14 protein-coding genes are annotated in these 16,879 nt (G+C 55.2%); 2 read left to right on the forward strand and 12 right to left on the reverse strand.

Annotated features, from left to right (window positions below):
* Window positions 1-690: 690 nt before the first annotated feature.
* From M3G15_RS11810 to cls, 12 genes are all read right to left on the reverse strand, one after another.
* The gene (locus M3G15_RS11810) at window positions 691-966 is read right to left on the reverse strand and encodes a hypothetical protein (RefSeq protein WP_260071022.1); all 276 of its coding nucleotides are present in this window, start codon (window positions 964-966) and stop codon (window positions 691-693) included.
* Between the two features lie 165 nt (window positions 967-1,131).
* A complete protein-coding gene (gene prmC, locus M3G15_RS11815) occupies window positions 1,132-1,998 on the reverse strand; it encodes a peptide chain release factor N(5)-glutamine methyltransferase (protein WP_260071047.1) in 867 nt (288 codons plus the stop codon).
* A 25-nt stretch (window positions 1,999-2,023) separates the two neighbouring features.
* The gene (gene prfA / locus M3G15_RS11820) at window positions 2,024-3,091 is read right to left on the reverse strand and encodes a peptide chain release factor 1 (RefSeq protein ID WP_009223721.1); all 1,068 of its coding nucleotides are present in this window, start codon (window positions 3,089-3,091) and stop codon (window positions 2,024-2,026) included.
* A 218-nt stretch (window positions 3,092-3,309) separates the two neighbouring features.
* Window positions 3,310-3,777, reverse strand: coding sequence for a TM2 domain-containing protein (locus M3G15_RS11825; RefSeq protein ID WP_260071023.1), 468 nt, complete (start codon window positions 3,775-3,777; stop codon window positions 3,310-3,312).
* A 2-nt stretch (window positions 3,778-3,779) separates the two neighbouring features.
* Window positions 3,780-4,124, reverse strand: a complete 345-nt coding sequence (locus M3G15_RS11830; protein ID WP_397376618.1) for a TM2 domain-containing protein — start codon at window positions 4,122-4,124, stop codon at window positions 3,780-3,782.
* A 249-nt stretch (window positions 4,125-4,373) separates the two neighbouring features.
* Entirely contained in the window at window positions 4,374-5,474 is a 1,101-nt protein-coding gene (gene ychF, locus M3G15_RS11835) for a redox-regulated ATPase YchF (protein ID WP_009223719.1), read from the reverse strand.
* A gap of 72 nt (window positions 5,475-5,546) precedes the next feature.
* Complete coding sequence (locus tag M3G15_RS11840; RefSeq protein ID WP_260071025.1) at window positions 5,547-5,870, reverse strand: GNAT family N-acetyltransferase; 324 nt, start codon at window positions 5,868-5,870, stop codon at window positions 5,547-5,549.
* 31 nt (window positions 5,871-5,901) lie between these two features.
* Complete coding sequence (locus M3G15_RS11845) at window positions 5,902-6,732, reverse strand: energy-coupling factor transporter transmembrane component T family protein (protein WP_009223717.1); 831 nt, start codon at window positions 6,730-6,732, stop codon at window positions 5,902-5,904.
* Window positions 6,729-8,531, reverse strand: a complete 1,803-nt coding sequence (locus tag M3G15_RS11850; RefSeq protein WP_260071026.1) for an ABC transporter ATP-binding protein — start codon at window positions 8,529-8,531, stop codon at window positions 6,729-6,731. Before M3G15_RS11850 ends, M3G15_RS11845 begins: the two co-directional genes overlap by 4 nt.
* A 15-nt stretch (window positions 8,532-8,546) precedes the next feature.
* Window positions 8,547-9,107 (reverse strand): ECF-type riboflavin transporter substrate-binding protein, encoded by a 561-nt coding sequence (locus tag M3G15_RS11855; protein ID WP_311202278.1) that lies wholly within the window; start codon window positions 9,105-9,107, stop codon window positions 8,547-8,549.
* Window positions 9,108-9,730: 623 nt separating this feature from the next.
* Window positions 9,731-10,759 (reverse strand): type 2 isopentenyl-diphosphate Delta-isomerase, encoded by a 1,029-nt coding sequence (fni, locus tag M3G15_RS11860; RefSeq protein WP_260071028.1) that lies wholly within the window; start codon window positions 10,757-10,759, stop codon window positions 9,731-9,733.
* Between the two features lie 45 nt (window positions 10,760-10,804).
* On the reverse strand, window positions 10,805-12,313 hold the full coding sequence (gene cls / locus M3G15_RS11865; protein WP_009223712.1) for a cardiolipin synthase: 1,509 nt from the start codon (window positions 12,311-12,313) through the stop codon (window positions 10,805-10,807).
* A gap of 190 nt (window positions 12,314-12,503) precedes the next feature.
* Here cls and M3G15_RS11870 point away from each other — a divergent pair, with 190 nt between their 5' ends.
* Both M3G15_RS11870 and M3G15_RS11875 read left to right on the forward strand, forming a co-directional pair.
* Entirely contained in the window at window positions 12,504-13,409 is a 906-nt protein-coding gene (locus M3G15_RS11870; RefSeq protein ID WP_009223711.1) for a TetR/AcrR family transcriptional regulator, read from the forward strand.
* Window positions 13,410-13,452: 43 nt separating this feature from the next.
* The gene (locus M3G15_RS11875; protein WP_260071029.1) at window positions 13,453-16,722 is read left to right on the forward strand and encodes an efflux RND transporter permease subunit; all 3,270 of its coding nucleotides are present in this window, start codon (window positions 13,453-13,455) and stop codon (window positions 16,720-16,722) included.
* Window positions 16,723-16,879: the final 157 nt, after the last annotated feature.

The raw sequence follows: 16,879 nt of genomic DNA on the forward strand, positions 1-16,879 counted from the left end.
TTACTTTGCCCCGCGGCGGCATTTCTCACGTCTCCTCCTGCCCTTTTGCACCTTCTCGCCTCCTCTTTGTATCATTATCCCTTTCGTTCAGAAAGGAGGATTCTTTCTCGCTCCTCTTAGCCCAATTATCCCTTTCGCTCAGAAATGAGGAGTCCAAACATTTTTTTCTTCGTCCATTGTTACGCGTTGTTTTCCTCGTCGTCATTATTGTTACGCGTTCCCCAACGATCTGATGCAACGGGATAATCCTTAAAAAGAAAGCGCAGATAGACACATTTGCCACAAAAGCTCGACGCACACGCTGGCGCACAGGTTAAACCGGCTCCAGCACCAATCTGGCTCTTATATTGTACCCCTATGTACACTTCTGGCACCTTTTTGCATGATTATCCCTTTCGTTCAGATAGGAGAGATTTTCCTCGCCTCGCTTTGTACCATTATCCCTTTTCTTCAGAAAGGAGGACTCTTCCTTACGCCTCTCTGCACGATTATCCCTCTCGTTCAGAAAGAGGAAGCGAACCTTTTTTTCCTCGCAGCCTCTATTGTTTCACGTCCCCAACGATCTGATGCAACGGGATAATCCTTAAAAAGAGGGCGGCGGATAGACATGTCGCAAAAAAATGAGCGCCGACGCGTGCGCCGGCGCCCAAGTGGGGTCGGGATAAGAAAGGGAATGGAGGGGGGAGCAGGTTATACGGGAGTGATCAAGGTGATCGTCCCCGTCACTGCCGTCAGCGCATAAATACCGATCGTTTGAATGTTACTCAGCTGAACGGAAAATGTGCTGCCTTGCGTTACAGTCTGGATAAAGTCGGGTGCGTTATACCGGGTAATCCGGAGTTCGACGTTACCCACTGTAGCCTGAACCGTTACGATCCCGGTTGGGCCCAGCGGGTCGGCGGCCACGAAATACCCTTGGCCGACGCCGGCAGCTTGCGCGTACGGAAACGTCAAAATAAACGCCATGTGATATCTCCCTCCTTTCGGCTTGAGATACCACATTCTATGAAACTATCCTTCCAAAATCAGCGGCTTTTGGTTGAGGTGATTCACCCATTTTCATAGAATCAGCGGAATAGGGTAACGCCCGGGTGCGGCCGCCATCACGTCGCAACGTTGCGGCAAAGAGGATTACCCTCGTGCGATCCCCAGCACGTGGCGGTCGATGCCGGCGAGATCGGGGACGGTCACGATCTCGTCCCAATGGCCGGCGGCGCGGAGCAGGGCCGCGACGTCGGCCGCTTGGCCTTGGCCGAGCTCGAAGCCGATGAGGCGAGGCGGCCGCGGCAGCAGCGCGAGCTGCGCCATCATGGTCCGGTAGGGCGCGAGCCCGTCCGGACCGCCATCCAGCGCGCCGCGCGGCTCATAGTCCCGCACCTCTGGCTGCAGGTGCGGGATGTCCTCCGCCGGTATATACGGCGGATTCGACACCACGATGTCCAGCGGCTCGCCGGCAAAAGGTTCAAGCAGGTCCCCCTGCTTGAACGTCACCGCGAGGCCGAGCCGCCGGACATTGTCCTGCGCCACCGTCAGGGCGTCCGGCGAGATATCACTCGCCGCGACGCGCCATGCTGGGCGCAGGTGGGCCAGGGCTGCGGCAATCGCGCCGCTGCCCGTGCCGATGTCGGCGGCGTACGGCGCGCCGCCGGGCCACAGCGCATCGCCTTCCAACGCGATGCGCTCCACCAGCAGCTCCGTTTCTGGGCGGGGGATCAGTACCGCCGGATTGACCCGGAAGGTCAATCCGTAGAACTCCTGCTCCCCGATAATATACTGCGCTGGCTCACCCGCCGCTTTGCGGCGGATCACCGCTTCCCAGGCGTCCCGCTTGTCCGCCGGGAACGGGTCACGCAGCGCGGCCAAATACGCCGCGCCCGTCAGGCCCAGCACATGGCGGAGCAGCAGCTCCGCATTCGACCCGGGCTCCCGCACGCCCGCCGCCGCTAAAAAAGAAGAAGCCTCTTTACGGGCTTCCCATATCGTCATTGCACCGGACATCCGGTATCCTTCATTGTGCAACACGTTATTCTCCTTTTTCCATCAGTTCAGCTTGCTCAGCAATCGTCAACGCCGATACGATCTCTTCCAGCTCGCCGTTCATCACCTGATCCAGCTTATGCAGGGTCAGGCCGATCCGGTGGTCGGTTACCCGGCTTTGCGGGAAGTTGTAAGTCCGGATCCGTTCGCTGCGGTCCCCAGTACCCACCTTGCTTTTCCGTTCGCCGGCGTATTTCGCTTCCTCTTCCTGACGCTTCATATCATAGATCCGGGCACGCAGTACCTGTAGTGCCTTCTCTTTGTTGGAGTTCTGCGATTTGCCGTCTTGGCAAGTGGCCACGATACCGGTCGGGATGTGGGTAACCCGCACGGCGGATTTGGTCGTGTTAACCGATTGGCCGCCCGCGCCGCTCGAGCAGAACGTATCAACACGGATATCCTTATCCAAAATCTCGATATCCACTTCCTCAACCTCCGGCAACACCGCAACCGTCGAGGTCGATGTATGAATCCGTCCGCCGGATTCCGTCGCCGGAATGCGCTGCACGCGATGCGCGCCGCTCTCGTATTTCAGCTTGCTGTAAGCGCCCTTGCCGTTAATCATAAAGATAACCTCTTTGAATCCGCCCAGGTCGCTTTCGTTCATATCCATCACTTCGACGCGCCAGCCTTGAGAATCGGCATACCGTGTGTACATCCGGTACAAGTCGGCAGCAAACAGAGCCGCTTCGTCTCCTCCGGCCGCGCCGCGAATTTCCACGATTACGTTTTTATCGTCATTCGGGTCCTTCGGCAGCAACAAAATGCGAATTTTTTCTTCCAAAGCCTGCTGGCGCGCGGTCAGTTCCTCGATTTCCATCTTCACCATTTCGCGCATTTCATCATCCAGCTTCTCGGCCTGCATCGCTTTGGCCGCTTCCAGCTCTCCGATTACATTCTTATATTCGGTGTACGCCTCATAAGCCGGCTGTAAATCCGATTGTTCTTTGGAGTAATCCCGCAGTCGTTTCGAGTCGTTCGCCACGTCTGGATCGCAAAGCAGCTCACTTAACTTCTCGTAACGGTCAGCCAAGGATTGTAGTCGGTCCAACAAGGGATATCACCTCTCTTCATTCGATCACAAGATCTTATAAAAAGCCGCTTATCCACTAATTATTATTTCAGGGATAGACGACTTTTTATTATATCATGGAGGTCATGTTTTGGCTAGATCACATTCGCCCAGACCTCCAACTTCCAATTAGGAACTTTCCACCTCAAAAAAAGACGCCGCAAGGGCGCCTTTTCATGAAATGGATGAAACGCCGCTTCCTAGATGTCAAGCGGGCGGCTGCCCTCCCCTAACCCATCCGCGCCGGGCTTCGTAAAGCCTGCCGGCGAGCGAAGGGCAGCGATTTGTTCGATCAGCGACTGCTCCAGCTTTGCGTTCCAATTCCGGACCATGCCAGGCAGCAAGCAAGCATCGACAATGACCCATACGGTCAGCGCCAACCCAAACAATATGACGGGGATAAGCAAAAACAGGGAGTAGCTCGTATCGGGCGAATCCACGCTTTCAATCGCCGACGCAATGGCAAACCCAAAGTAAAGCCCAATCGCCAGGATGAATAAACACAGCTGTATAACCCCGCTGGCGATCCGCTTCAAGTAGAAACGATGCACGCCCAAATGACCGGCCAGCAGCATCAGATATGCCAGGCCCAGCGATTTTTCGCGCTTATTCATTTCTGAATTCAGGAGCAGCAGCTCGCTTGTGGTCAGATCGCTTTTGGTCAACATGATTAGATCGGATACTCCGGAGATCTGCCGCGGTCATAGAAAATCCGGTCGATAATCCGGTTCTCCACCTCGGCGTTATGACGTTTCACCCAAGTGTGCACCAGGAAAGCGTCCACAATCCACCAGATCCCGGTAACGATCAGCCCAACCACCGTCAGGGACAAGATCAACTGGGTCACGGCCGTTCCGATTTTCCCCATGTAAAAGCGATGTCCCCCAACAATACCAAGGAAATACCATAGTATGTAAGCCACAATCATGTTTTTCCCCTGGCTTTTCACCTCGGATTCCAGCAGCAGCAATTCCCGGGTATCCAACTGGGACTTGCGGTGCAAGGCATAATCCATACTCATTACAAAAACTCCCCCTAAATGTAAGAATGAATCAAACTTGAATTAAGTATACAAACTCAAATCTATGAAAACAATGCAATTTTCTCCCATATGTTCATTTTCTATTATGAAGGTATACCGTACACTCCCTCGTGAATCACTTACTATTCGAAAGTAAAAAAATGCAAATAAAAAAACTGCCCCAGGGTTCGCATAAATTCTGCGCCCCTGAGGCAGTGATCCTTCGCTGTTACTCGAGTTGCACTATACGTTAAAGCGGAAATGCATGATATCGCCGTCCTGGACGACGTAGTCTTTCCCTTCCAGCCGCAGCTGGCCGCGTTCGCGCGCCGCGCTCATCGAACCGGCAGCAACGAGGTCTTCATAAGAGACAACCTCCGCACGGATAAAACCGCGCTCGAAATCGGAGTGAATCACGCCGGCGGCTTGCGGCGCTTTCGTGCCTTTGCGGATCGTCCAGGCGCGAACTTCTTGAACGCCAGCCGTGAAATACGTATACAGGCCAAGCAGACGGTATGCTGCCTGGATTAAGCGATCCAAACCGGAAGCGTTCAGACCAAGCTCCTCCAGGAACATCTTCTTGTCTTCGCCTTCCAACTCCGCGATCTCCGCCTCCACCTTGGCGCTGATCGGAACGACTTCGGCGCCTTCAGCCGCAGCAAATTCTTTGACCTGCTGCACAAAAGGATTGTTGTCCGCATCGCTTACGCCATCCTCGCTAACGTTAGCAGCATACAGCACCGGCTTCAACGTCAGCAGGTGCAAATCGCGCACGATCAACTTCTCTTCGTCCGTCAGCTCTACGCTGCGCGCCGGCTGATCGTTATACAGCGCCTCCTTGATCCGTTCCAGAACCTCAACTTCCTGTGCGTATTGCTTGTTGCCGCCCTTCATATTTTTCTTGGCGCGTTCGATCCGTTTCTCCACGCTCTCCACGTCAGCCAAGATCAATTCCAGGTTAATCGTTTGGATGTCGCTGATCGGGTTGATTTTGCCGTCCACGTGCGTAATGTTCTCGTCCTCGAAGCAGCGAACCACGTGAACGATCGCGTCCACCTCGCGGATATGGGCCAAGAACTTGTTGCCAAGTCCCTCCCCCTTGCTCGCACCGCGGACCAACCCGGCGATATCCACAAATTCAAAAGCTGTCGGAACCGTCCGATTCGGAACCACCAGTTCGGTCAGCTTGTCGAGCCGCTCGTCCGGCACTTCCACGACGCCGACGTTCGGATCGATCGTACAAAACGGATAGTTGGCGGATTCCGCCCCCGCCTGGGTTATCGCGTTAAACAGTGTGGACTTCCCCACGTTCGGCAAACCCACAATGCCTGCTTTCAAAGCCATATCATTGACAACTCCTCATTCGTGTAATTGCTCAACTTCCTTCAACCATAGTAACGATACGCCGGGAATATTTCAAGGATAACGCTCCAAGGTTTTGAACATCTGTATGTCCGTGACCGTGTAACCCATCTTTTGATACAAACGAAACGCCCGCTGGTTATGTCCGAACACATGAAGGCCAATCCTATTCAACCTCAATTCGCGCACCTTTTCCTCCAGCGCGGTCATCGCCGCTTGGCCGTAACCTTGGCCCTGGAATTCATCATAGATCAAGATATCGAGGATAAAAGCTACCGGACCTTTTTCCTGCTCCAGCACATTAAACCAAAGATGGCCCACAGGCGTTTGCTGTTCTTTCTCCTTCACACTGAACAGATAGGCCCCCTCCGTCTCCAAATCATCCGAACCCTAATTCACTCACGATCATCTATCCAAACGGATACCAAAAGCCTTGAAGCAAGCTTTGCTTCAGACCTACGCCGGTCGCCAGCAACACGACGCACAGCAGCGCGATCAGCTTATCGCTTCCCGTCATGACGGTGCCCATGTACCAGGTTCGCCGCGGCTTCGTGCCGAATCCGCGCAGGTCCATGGCATCGGACACCGATTCGATCCGCTGCAGCGAAGATTGCAGCAGCGGCACAACCGCCTGCGTTAAATTCCGCGCCCGTTGCAGCAGTGTGCCATCGCCGCGGGAGATGCCGAGCCCGCGCATCTGCAGCGCATTGAGAATCGTGCGGAATTCCTTTGTCAAATCGGGAATGTAGCGAAAAGCAATGCTGACCGCATATGCCAGCTTGTAAGGCACGCCTAACTTGTTTAAGCTGGCTGCAAAACGGCTGGGGTGCGTCGTAAAGATAAATAGCAGCGTGATCGGCAGCAGCGTGAGATATTTCAGCGACAGCGTCAACACGTAAAACAATGTTTCTGCATTAATCGTATCATAGCCCAGCGGGATGAACGGCGTATCACTTCCGGTTAGCGTCGTGCCGAAGCGAGGCGTAATCAGCAGAATAAAAATGCTGTTAATCACAGTAAAAACCATCAGAGCCCAAAACAAAAGCGCCATTTTTCGGAAAGGAACCCGGGCGAGCAGCAGCATCGTAACCCCGCCGGCCAGCATGACGACAAATACACGCAAATCCATGAACAGGAAGGTAACGACAGTCCAGGTCAAGAGCAGGATCAGCTTAACGGCGGCATCCATCCGATGAAAGAAAGATTCCCCGGCAACGTATAATCCGCTCGTTTGGTTCATGCTCGTTTCACCTTCTTTTCCGCTGCGATAAAAGCTTCCACAAAGCGCGAAGGCGAGGTGAGCCCCTGAGCCTTCGCGAAGCGGGCCAGACTCGTCTCCCGCAGGTTCGCCCTAGCGGTTAGATCTCCATCTGCGAGAATCCGTGCCACTGTATCCTCTGCGATAATCCGGCCCCCGGCCATCACTGCTGCCCGATCCGCATATTCCAACGCCAAATGCATATCGTGCGTGATGAACAAGAACGCCATTCCCTCCGCGGCCAGCCGGGCAATAAATTCCATAAATTCGGTATAATGCCGATAATCCTGTCCCGCCGTCGGCTCGTCCAAGATCATGAGCTTCGGCTGAAGCGCCAGGATGGCCGCGATGCTCAGCCGTTTCTTCTGCCCGAAGCTCAGCGCGGAAACCGGCCAGTTGCGGTACGGGTACAGCCCGCAAATCCGCAGCGCCTCATCCGCCCGCCGCCCTCGCTCAGGTTCGGGTACACCGCGTGCCGCGAGGCCAATTCGAACCTCGTCCCGCACGATGTGCTGGGTCAGCATGTGATGCGGGTGTTGCATCACATAGCCGATCGCTTCGCCGCGTCGGCGAATCGACCAGTCATTGATCACCTCGCCGGACAGGCGCATCTCGCCCTTACTCGGCTTAAGCAAGCCGGTGATCAACCCTGACAGCGTCGATTTGCCAGCCCCGTTGCTGCCAAGCAGAGCCACAGTCTCACCTGCACGGACGGTCAGCGAGACGTCCTCCACCGCATTCGTGCCCGGCTCGTAGGCAAACGACACACCCCGCAGCTCAAGCAGCGGCTCTCCGACGCCGCCCCGTACAACCAGCGGAACCGAAGCCGCCCAGGTCTCGAGCCGCTCCCGCAGTTGAGGCTCACTCCCACCCGTCCGCTGTCTGTCATCCTTCATCCGCTCACTGTCGTCCTGCTCGTTCCCTTCACCCTTACCATCCAGCATCACCACATGTTCTTGGAGCCGTAATGCCGCCGGGTCAGTCAAGCCGGTGAAGTTCGACAACGACAGCCCCGCATGACACAGCGCGTCCAAGTACAGCGGCTGGCGCAGGCCGTACTGAGGGAGGATCCCCGCAGCGAGCAGCTCGTCCGGCATGCCAATCGCCGCGATCTCCCCCTCGTTCATGACAATGACGCGGTCGATATGCTCCAGCAGCACATCCTCGGCGCGATGCTCGATAAGGATGACCGTTTTTCCTTGGTTGCGGTGAATCTCGTCAATCAGCCGCATCGCTTTGGCGCCGCTGGCTGGGTCCAAATTCGCGAGCGGCTCGTCAAACAGCAAAATATCCGCTTGCGTCGACAATACACCGGCCAGCGATACCTGCTGTTTTTGCCCGCCGGAAAGCTCATGAGGTCCCCGGGCTTCAAAGGCTCGCATGCCCACCAGATCCAGCGCCGAAAAAACAGCCTCCTTCATCACATCCTGCGGAGTCGCCTCGTTTTCCAGTTGGAACGCCACATCCTCGCCAACCGTCTGACCAACGAACTGGGCATCCGGATTTTGCAGGATCGTACCGACCCGGCGGCTGCGCTCGAAGATCGTCATCGCCGAAGCATCTTGGCCTTCCAGCAGCAGCTGCCCCGAAACTTCACCGCCGTATGAAAAGGGAATTAGCCCATTGATACAATGGGCTAACGTCGACTTGCCGGAGCCGCTGGGGCCGGCGATCCATATTTTCTCCCCGCGTGCGATCTCTAAGTGGATGTTCTTTAGCGTAGGTTCGCTTTGATTTTTGTACCGAAAACTGAAATGTCGGAAAGTTATGACAGGCTGCATTTTTTCAGTAAACTCCTATCTATCCACGCTTAAATTCGAGTTGCTGCGGTTGCGTCTCACATAAGCCAGCACCGCCGGTAATCCCAGAATGAGAAACACGGCTAAGTTGGCCAGCCCAGCGGAAATGACCTGAACCAAAATTTTATCGTTGGGTTCCCCCATCACGAAGATATCAAAATACCCGGAAAACGCCAGGGAAACGAAGATCCCCACAATCCCATACACCACAAACCAGGCCACGTGGTTCTTCTTCATCTGCCCTTCCTGAGCGTTGAAATCCTTAGCCAAATAAATCAGGCCCATAAACGCCGCAGTAATGCCTGAGCCAAGTGCCCAGCCCCACCAAACGGTGCCGCTTGTAATCAAATCGTTGATCACGTGTCCGATAAATCCGGCGATAAAGCCAACAACCGGCCCAAACAACGCACCGAAAATCGCCAGCAAAGCGATCGCCGGCCGAAGCTGCGTATCCGGCGCAATCGGGATGCCAATCCAACTGGTCGCTCCATAGAGCGCAGCGCCAATCCCGATGGTCACCACCGTTCTCGTGCTCCACTTCCACAATGAAGGTTTCATATCCATCTCCCTCTCCTTTACATCAAAGCCCGCAACAAACCCAGGTTCGCAGCAGATATGTATTTACCGGTCGCCGTTTCCCTATCGAAGGAAGATGTCAGGTTGCCGTCACGCAGACCGGTGTTTCCTTCAATATAATAGGGATTCCGTCCGATTGCAACAAATTCTTACTAGATTAGTTGGAATTATGAAGCGGGATGATGGAATATGATCTTGGACGATTTGAAACATGACGGGTCAGCTCCGTTCAGCGGACGCCCCCTGCCTGAGCCGACCTCTCACCATTATCCCTCTGAATCAGCCAGAGGGGAGCAAACAACTTCAGGAAGGGAACGCTCATCACGGAACATCAGATTCGTTCTTTTGATACCATTAACTGGTCGGGCCGGTCGGGTTGCGGGTTTTAACCTTGGTTCCCATGTTCCTGGCGTCCCTGACAGAAAGGGATAATTACGTAAAAAGCCCCCAAAGATACCCCACACGGTTCAAATCGGAACCCCATGGGATAAGTAATCCCCTACCAACTTCTAGCTGAATGAGAGGGATACCTGAATAAGGGGGATAATCCATTAAAACGGCCGATCGGCCAACATCCCTTTCCTCAAGGTCGCGATGCACCCCCACTACTCGCGGCGCACGAGCCGCGATGTGTTCCGCAGCGCCGGAATGCTCCCGGCGCCGATGCCGAACATGGCAGTGCGGAGCTCCAGCTCAACGCGCTCCAGAAGCGCGTCCAGCTGCTCCTCCGACTGCACTGCCGGTTCGAGCAGCGCCCGGCCGAACCCGGCCAGGTCCGCACCAAGCGCCAGCGCTTTGGCAGCGTCCACGCCGGTGTTCAGGCCGCCGCTGCCAATCAGGGCGGCGTCGGGCACCGCCGCCCGCACCTCGCGGATGCATTCGGCGGTGGGGATTCCCCAATCCGCGAATGCCTCCGCGGCCGCGCGGCGCACGGGGTCGCTGCCGCGGAACTTCTCGACCTGGCTCCACGAGGTGCCGCCGGCGCCTGCGACGTCGATGAAGGCGACGCCTGCTTCGCGCAGCCGTTTTGCCGTAGCGCCGTCGATGCCCCAGCCGACCTCCTTTACGCCAACTGGAATCGGCAGCTCTCGGCACACCTCCTCGATCCGCCGCAGCAGTCCGCCGAAGTTCGTATCTCCCTCCGGCTGGAACACCTCCTGCAGGCTGTTCAGATGCAGCACCAGCATGTCCGCTCCGGCGATCTCCACCGCCCGCTTGCAATCCTCCGGCCCGTAGCCGTAATTGAGCTGCACCGCGCCTAAGTTGGCGATGATCGGGATGGTCGGCGCAAACCGACGCACGGCAAACGTATGCGCTAGCTCGTCCCGCTCAACGGCGGCCCGGACCGAGCCGACGCCCATGGCCCAACCGCGCCGCTCCGCCGCTTCGGCCAGGCGCGCATTGATCTCGCCAGCCAGCCGGCTGCCGCCGGTCATCGAGCTGATCAGGAGCGGCGTTCGCAACGATGCGCCGAGAAACGCCGTCTTTAGGCTGATCTCGGCGAAATCCAGCTCTGGCAAGGCGTTATGGCGAAAGCGGTATTTTTCAAAGCCGTTCAGGATGCCCTCCGCATTCACTTGCTCCTCCAGACAGAGCCGGATATGCTCGGTTTTGCGTTCCGATGTGGGTTCCATGCCGTACACTCTCCTTTTCCGCGAAATACACAGGGATTACCCCTGTTACAACAGCGGAGATAATAGCCGGGCCGCGGATTCCGCCAGACGTACCGGGATTTTCTTATTCATAAATTCGTCCTTGTCGATCAGCTTCGCCGACAGAAGATCGCGTTCGAAATTGTTGACAACCTTAGTTACGCTTTCGTTTTGCACCAGGAGTGCGTTCACCTCAAAATTCAAATGGAAGCTGCGCATATCCATGTTCGCTGTTCCGATCGTGGCTACTTCCCCGTCAACGATCAGCAGCTTGGAATGCAGAAAGCCTTTTTCGTATTCGAAGATTTTCACCCCAACCTCCAGCAGCGATGGGAAGTACGAATGGGATGCCAGGAACGGCAGCCATTTGTCCGGTCTGGCCGGGAACAGGATACGCACGTCGATCCCCGATAAGCCGGCCACGCGCAGCGCGGTCAGGATATCCTCATCCGGAATAAAGTACGGCGTCGCCAGCCATACCGACTTCTTCGCTGATGTGATCATCGCAAAGAAGATGTTCTTGAGCGTCCGGCTTTCGTTGTCAGGCCCGCTTGGCACGATCTGCACCGCGCCGCTGCAGCCCTGCTCCAGCTCAGGAGACAGGTAGGCGAGATCCATAATTTTCTCCCCGGTGACGTACTGCCAGTCTTGCAGGAAAATGATTTGCAACGACCGGACCGCCTCCCCTTTAACCAGCATGTGGGTATCTCGCCAGAAGCCGTACGTCTTGCTGCGGCTCAAATATTCGTCGCCGACGTTGAGACCGCCGATAAATCCAGTATTGCCGTCGATCACGACGATCTTGCGGTGGTTGCGATAATTCACCCGGCTCGACAAAGACAAAAAACGCATCGGCCCGTAAATCCCAACCTTCACTCCTGCAGCGCGCAGCTCCGCGATAAACGATTTGGGCAAGCCGATGCTGCCTACCGCGTCAAACATAAAACGGACCTCAACCCCGGCCCGTGCCTTTTCTATCAGCGTTTTCTGAATTTCCCGTCCGATGTCGTCGGCACGGTAGATATAGTATTCCATATGGATATGATGCTTGGCTTTCTTTAGCTCGCGCAGCAGGTTCGTAAACGTCTCTTCCCCGTTGGTCAACACGTACGTGCGGGTTGCCATTGAGAATGGCGTGCGAGCCAGCCGCTGGGACAGATGCAGCAAGCGCTGTTGACTGGGACTAAACTGCGACAAATCCCGAGGCAGCGGGTGAGCGCTGCGGTCGATCCGCTCATAGCTGAGGCGATCCTGCTCCGCTTTTTTATCGAATTTACGCCGCTTGAAGTAATTTTGGCCCAGCAGAAAATAAAGCACCAGCCCGACGACCGGCAGCAAAGCAAGCACGAGAATCCAGGCCACCGTGCTGGAAGGATTGCGGTTCTCCATAAAAATGGCGAAGCCGATCGTAATGACGGTCAGCGTTTGGAAGATACTAACGAGCGTACCCCCAAATTTACCGAAGACGCCAAATCCAAAATAATAGAAAGCAAATAATATTGCGGCGATGATAATGATTTGAAGTCCCCGTCTCATGTTATACTCCCTCTTTACCTATTGATGCATGTGATTATATTCTACATGAACGCTCGAATTCTTCCTACTGGTGGGAGGAAAAATGTACATACGCTCATTTGTATCCGCCTGGGCTTTATACTATAATCGATAATGACCATGGAGTCAGAACGAGAACCCATGAGTCAGAGGAAGGGGGTTCAGTTTTTATTTGTCTCATCCATCCATCGACAAAAAGAAGCTGATTTTACGTGCGGCCATGCAGCTATTTTCGACCAAGGGCTCGTCCGCCACGTCGATGCAGGAGATCGCCGAAGCTTGCGGGATGTCCAAGGGCAGTCTCTACCTTCACTTTAAATCGAAAGAGGAACTGGAGCAGAGCTTGTTCGACTACTGCTACCAGATGCTGCTTGACCATCTGACGCAGGTGGAACTGCAGCAGGGATTGACGCCAAGAGAGAAACTGTGGCGCCAGATCATTGTCATGCTCGAACTGGTGCTTGAGCTGCGTGAATTCTTGATCATGCAGTTTCAGGACTGGCACAAAAACGGTACGCCCTACAAAGAACCTGCTTCGGTCAAGGCGCACAATTCCAAGCTGTTACGTCACGGGAAGAACAAGCTGGAGGCCATCTACGGGCCGATGATCGAGCCGTACACGGGCGATCTGTTAACGATCGCTTACGGCATGGTCGGCATGTACATCCGGTTACTGTTCGAGCCCCATGTTTCCGCCTCGCCGGAACAGATGGCGAGCCACTTGATGGATCTGCTCGACTTGGCAGCCCAACATCAGTTAAGCAACCGTCCTGAGCCGTTGATTTCTGAAGAAGCGTTGCGGCTCATGACCGAAGGGGCTCCAGGCAGCCTGGATTTGCAGCAGCATCCGATCATCGCAGTCAAACGCCTCCGTGATCACCTTAGTGCCATCACCGATGCAGACAGACAGCAGGAAGCGCTGGAAACCCTGCAAATTCTGGAGCGTGAAATTTTGGAGCTTCGTCCGCGCCGCGCCATTATTAAGGGCATGCTGGCCAATTTGGCCGCCATCCCGGAGCTGGCTCAGCATTCTGCTGATTTAAAGCAGCTGCTGCAGGTTTATATCCAGCACACGTAAATGAGGAAGTACCCATAGGAAAGAGAGGAGCAGAAACCCGCATATGAAGAGTATCATCCAGTTTTCCCTGCGCAATAAGTTCGCGATTTGGCTTCTGACGGTCATCGTGACTGCCATGGGATTGTACAGCGGTCTAACGATGAAGCAGGAGACCATTCCAAACATTAACGTGCCTTACCTTAGCGTAACCGCGGTCTATCCAGGCGCTGCGCCGGAAGGCGTAGTCGAGGAGATCACCAAGCCGCTGGAAACGCGGCTGCATAATGTCGACGGTGTAAAGACAATTACCTCCACTTCGATGGAGAACGCTGCCTCGCTCATTATTGAATTTGATTACGACACCAACTTGGACAATGCCACCGCGGCGGTTCGCGAGGCATTAAACGATGTGCAGCTTCCGGATGATGCCCAGAAGCCGCAGATCACCCGGTTTAGTCTGAATTCCATGCCGGTCGTTTCCCTCAGCTTGTCGGATAAGGAATCCGGCAGTCTCGAAGATTTGACCCGGATTACGGAGAACGACATCAAACCTGTGCTCGAGGATTTGGACGGCGTCGCTTCCGTGCAAATCGCCGGCCAGTTCGTCCGTGAGGTCAGTTTGAAATTTGACGAAGCCAAGCTGAAGGAGCTCGGCCTGACGGAAGATACCGTAAAAGGAATCGTGCAAGGTTCCGCGCTCCGCGTGCCGTTGGGGTTGTTTAGCCTTGAGGAATCCGAGAAGGCCGTCGTTGTTGACGGGAACATCACAACCGTAGATGATTTGAAAAACTTAGCTATTCCGATCGTACCTAGCTCTGCTGGCGCCAATGCCGCAGGAGGTATGGCTGCGGCTAGTGGCGCTGGTACAGCGGCTGGTACTGCTGCTGGCGCAGCTGGTGGTGCTGGTGGTGCTGGTGGTGCGGATGCGGCTGGCGGCGCAGGCAGCGCAGGTGCGGCTGGCGGTGCGGGTGCAGCAGCCGGCGCTAACGCTGGAGGAGCGATGGGAGCTGTTCCAACCGGCCTCCCGACCGTCAAACTTGGCGACATCGCTGACATCGAAACAGTTGGTAAAGCCGAATCGATCTCCCGGACCAATGGGGAGGAATCGATCGGCATTCAGATCGTCAAATCCAACGATGCCAACACCGTTGACGTTGTCAACGAGGTCAAGGAAGCCGCCAAAGAGCTGAGCAAACAATACGACCATATCAACTTTACGGTCCTGCTGGACCAAGGTCAGCCGATCACCGACTCGGTGAACACGATGCTGTCCAAAGCGTTGTTTGGCGCCTTGTTCGCCGTGTTGATCATCCTGATCTTCCTGCGTAACATTCGTTCGACGATCATTTCCATTATCTCGATCCCGTTATCGCTGCTGATCGCCATTTTGGCTTTGAAGCAGATGGATATTACACTGAACATGATGACGCTGGGTGCCATGACCGTTGCCATCGGCCGCGTGGTCGACGACTCAATCGTCGTCATCGAGAACATTTACCGGCGCTTGTCCCTGACGGGCGAGAAGCTAAAGGGAAGCAAGCTGATTATCGAAGCAACACGGGAGATGTTCATCCCGATTATGTCCTCGACGATCGTCACGATCGCCGTGTTCCTGCCGCTCGCTTTCGTCAGCGGGATGGTCGGGGAATTGTTCCAGCCGTTTGCGCTCACGATGGTCTTCTCGCTGCTGGCGTCGCTGCTGGTCGCCATTACCCTCGTACCAGCGCTGGCGCATACGCTGTTCCGCAAAGGTCTTAACAAGAAGCATGACCACGATGAGAAGCCAATAGGCATGGCCCGCGGCTATCGCCGCATCCTAGAATGGTCGCTGTCCCATAAGCTGATCACCTTCGGACTTGCGGTCGTCCTGCTGATCGGCAGCTTGTTCTTGTACCCGCTGGTCGGCGTCAGCTTCCTGCCGGAACAAGAGGATAAATATGTGATGGTTACCTACTCCCCTGAACCCGGAGCTCGACTGGAGGATGTGGAAAGGGATATGCTGCAAGTTGAGAAATATATCCTGGAGCAGCCGAACGTCGATCGAATGCAATATTCCGTTGGCGGCGACAATCCGCTGGGGATGGGTTCCTCGAACTCAGCTTTGTTCTATATCGCCTATGATCCAGATACCAAACAATTTAACGATGTCAAAGAAAAGCTGATCGAAGGCCTGCGGACCGAGCTTCCGAAGGGTGAATGGAACGATATGTCCGAGCTCATGACCGGCGGTCTGGGCGGCAGCACGCTAAGCGTTAATGTCTTTGGAGACGAGCTGGAGCAGATCAAGCCGGTATCGGATCAAATCCTCTCCCTGATTCAAGAGGATACGAAGAACTTTGAAAAAGGCGACACCAGCCTATCCAAAACCTATGAGCAATACACTTTGGTTGCGGATCAACAGAAGTTGAGCTCCCTTGGCTTGACGCCGGGCCAACTGGCAATGAAGCTGAGCCCGGTTCGGGAACGTCCGGTTCTGACCGAGGTCGCCATCGACGGCAAGAAATACAATGTATATATTGAAGCCGACAGCGAGACTTATCACAGCATTACCGATATCGAAAATGCAACGCTGACTTCGCCGCTGGGCATTCAAGTCCCGATCAAGGACGTGGCGAAGGTGGAAAAAGGCACCTCCCCGGATTCCATCATGCGGATCGACGGGAAGATGGTCGTTGAAGTCAGCGCAAAAATCACCTCTACCGACGTACAAAAGGCATCGACCAGCCTGCAGGAGAAAATCGACAAGCTGGATCTGCCGGACGGCGTTACCGTCAAATTCGGCGGCGTCACCGAACAAATCAACGATACGTTTGGCCAGCTCGGCCTCGCCATGTTGGCGGCCATCGCCATCGTCTATTTTGTTCTCGTCGTCACCTTCGGCGGAGGCTTGGCTCCATTTACGATTCTCTTCTCCCTGCCGTTCATCGTGATCGGTGCCATGGTAGGCCTTCTGATCGGCGGAGAGACACTAAACGTCTCGGCATTGATGGGCGTGCTCATGCTCATCGGGATTGTCGTGACCAACGCGATTGTCTTGATTGACCGTGTCATCCATAAGGAACGCGAAGGCTTGTCCACCCGCGAAGCCTTGCTCGAAGCGGGAACAACCCGGCTTCGTCCGATTCTGATGACCGCCTTGGCGACGATCGGCGCACTGCTGCCGCTGGTCTTCGGCTGGGAACGCAGCGCAGGGATTATCTCGCGCGGCCTCGGCATCACCGTCATCGGCGGTTTGATCAGCTCGACGCTGCTCACGCTGGTCATCGTGCCAATCGTCTACGAATTCCTGATGAAGTTCCGTCGCCGCGATATGTCGGCCAAGGAACTCGATTAAAACAGCACAAAGACGACGTAGGGAAATATATCCTGCGTCGTCTTTTCCCATTTAGCGCGCCCCATCGAATAGCCGCATCCAATTCCGGCTGTAACGCTGATGACGAACGTTATTTGGGCAAATCTGACTAAGTTGAGATTCTAACGACGATGAGCAA

It is taken from the genome of Paenibacillus sp. p3-SID1389 (assembly GCF_025151705.1).
Taxonomy (GTDB): Bacteria; Bacillota; Bacilli; order Paenibacillales; family Paenibacillaceae; genus Fontibacillus; species Fontibacillus phoenicis.